Origin of the sequence: Cognatundibacterium griseum (assembly GCF_014284195.1) — a bacterium.
Taxonomy (GTDB): domain Bacteria; phylum Pseudomonadota; class Gammaproteobacteria; order Burkholderiales; family Burkholderiaceae_D; genus Undibacterium; species Undibacterium griseum.
In genome coordinates this window covers 1-2360 of sequence record NZ_JACOGC010000013.1, presented here as the reverse complement: position 1 = coordinate 2360, position 2360 = coordinate 1, and the positions used below count along the sequence as shown (strand labels likewise).

Here is a 2360-nt window from a genome sequence, read left to right as displayed (position 1 = left end):
GTGTTGGTCGGCATGTTCAAATTCACCGCGTGGTTCTGGATCGGAATGGTGATGATCAGCATGATGATCAGTACCAGCATGACGTCGATTAACGGTGTCATGTTCATTTCGATCATCACTTCCGGTTCTGTGGCGGAGCCTCCGCCTACTTGCATTCCCATAGTCTTTCCTTTTCCTCAGTTCCTTGGCGGGGGTTCGATCACGAAGCCCACTTTGGAGATCCCTGCCCGCTGGGCTGTCAGGATGGTCTTGCCTACGAATTCGTAGCGTACGTTCTGGTCGCCACGGATGTGGACTTCCGGTTGCGGTATCTTGACCGCTTCGACTTTGAGTTTGTCGAACAGGTCTTCGGTGCCGCCTGCCAGCGGTTTCATCATGCCGTTCCAGTAGACGTCGCCGTCTTTGCTGATGGAGATGGTGATGTTTTCCGGTTTGGTTTTGTAGATCTGGTTGCGTTCTGCCGGCAGTTTGAGTTTGACCACGTCGGTGATGACCGGGGCGGTTATCAGGAAGATGATCAATAAAACCAGCATGACGTCGACCAGCGGGGTGGTGTTGATGGTGCTGTTGACTTCGTCTTCGCCATCGCCATCGTTGCCGAGTGCCATTGCCATAGTGTGTGCTCTTTCAGTTTTCAGGAATCCCCCGGGCTGCTTGGGCCGCTTGGGCCGCTCCCCGGGGTTTTCGGGGGATCCGCTGCCGGATCCCCGGGTCAGGTGACTTCTGGGTTACTTCTTGTTGGCTGTCTTGTTCATGTTGCCGGACAGGACGACGGAGTGCAGGTCGGCTGCGAAGGCGCGCACTTCTTCCATGGCGCTCTTGTTGCGGCGGACCAGGAAGTTGTAGCCCAGTACCGCCGGAACGGCGACTGCCAGACCGATCGCGGTCATGATCAGGGCTTCACCGACAGGACCAGCAACTTTGTCGATCGATGCCTGGCCGGACATGCCAATGGCGGTCAGCGCATGGTAGATACCCCAGACGGTACCGAACAGACCAACGAACGGGGCGGTGGAACCAACGGTCGCCAGGAAGGCCAGGCCGTCCTGCAGGCGGGACTGGACTTTCTCGACGGCGCGCTGGATGGACATGGAGACCCAGGTGTTGAGGTCGATCTGTTCTAACAGGGCGCCTTCATGGTGTTCGGTGGCTTTGATGCCGGAATCAGCGATGAAGCGGAATGGGCTGCCTTCTTTGAGGGAGGCGGAGGCGGCGTTGACGGAGGCCGCTTTCCAGAATTTGCTGCGGGCGTCAGAGGCCTGGCCGGCCAGTTTGACCTGGTCGATGATTTTGGTGATGAGGATGTACCAGGAGCCCATGGACATGATGACCATGATGATCAGGGTGCCTTTGGCAACGAAGTCGCCGGTTTTCCAGAGGGCGTCCAAGCCGTACGGGTTTTCAATCACTTCTTTGGCCGGGGCGTCGGCGGCCGGGGCCGGGGCGGCAACGTCGGCTGCCGGGGTCGCTGGCGCGGTGGCGGATGCGGCCGGGGCAGCAGTGGCTGCGGAGGCGGCTTCTTCAGCGAAGGCAGGGGCGCTCAGGGCCAGGATGGCGGCAGCCAGGAATGCGGAGAAACGGGTTTTCATTGTGGTGCTTCCTTTTAACAAGTGTTACAAAGATAAGGTTGGTTGCTTACTGCTGTTTTTGTTGCCGCCCCGCGGACCGGGGGCCGTTGGAGGCGGCGTTTTTAATCCAGTTTCCAGACGTACTGGACTTTGGTCCAGGTCTGCTGCGGTTTGCCATCTACGGTGCCTGGTTTGTTTTTGCAGGCGCCGGACATGAGCTGGGTGCGTACCGCATTATCGAGTCCGCGGAAGCCGCTGGATTTGTCGATCTTGACGTCGGCCACGCTGCCGTCGGCGCCGATCAGGACTGATAACACGACGGTGCCGGTTTCTTCGTTACGCAGCGAGGCCCGCGGGTATTCGGGTTTGCAGCCGGGGACGTTGAAGTCGATCACGCCGGGCACGGTGACCGGGCCGGTGGCTTTGGCGGGCTCTGCAGGGGCAGCGGCCTGGGTCTTGGCGAACACGGGGTTTTCCGGTTTGACGTTGGAGACCGCGGAGATGGTGTTCTGCGGCTGGACCTGGGGTTGCACCTGGACTTCCGGCGGCGGGATGAATGGTGGCGGCGGGGCCAGCAGTTTCGGCGGTGGCGGCGGCGGGGTGTCAGGGGGCGGCGGTGGTGGTTTGACCTCTTCGACGATTTTGGTTTCCAGGGGTTTCTGGACGATTTCGACGAGTTTGGTTCCTAGTCCATTGACCAGGGCGTACACCAGTACGACGTGAAAGGCTATGACCAGCCCTATCCCCAGAAATTTCTTTCCGGGTTCTTGCTGGCGATCTGAAAAATCCATT

Annotated in this window: 4 protein-coding genes; all 4 read right to left on the bottom strand. The window is 59.5% G+C overall.

Annotation, left to right across the window (positions count from 1 at the left end; genetic code table 11):
• On the bottom strand, positions 1–161 hold a 161-nt coding region (locus H8K27_RS16365), incomplete at its 3' end, for a biopolymer transporter ExbD (RefSeq protein ID WP_186864248.1).
• A gap of 15 nt (positions 162–176) precedes the next feature.
• Complete coding sequence (locus H8K27_RS16360; RefSeq protein WP_186864247.1) at positions 177–614, bottom strand: ExbD/TolR family protein; 438 nt, start codon at positions 612–614, stop codon at positions 177–179.
• Positions 615–728: 114 nt separating this feature from the next.
• On the bottom strand, positions 729–1589 hold the full coding sequence (locus tag H8K27_RS16355; RefSeq protein ID WP_186864246.1) for a MotA/TolQ/ExbB proton channel family protein: 861 nt from the start codon (positions 1587–1589) through the stop codon (positions 729–731).
• Positions 1590–1690: 101 nt separating this feature from the next.
• Positions 1691–2360, bottom strand: a 670-nt coding sequence (locus tag H8K27_RS16350) for an energy transducer TonB (protein WP_186864245.1), incomplete at its 5' end; no start/stop codon positions are given.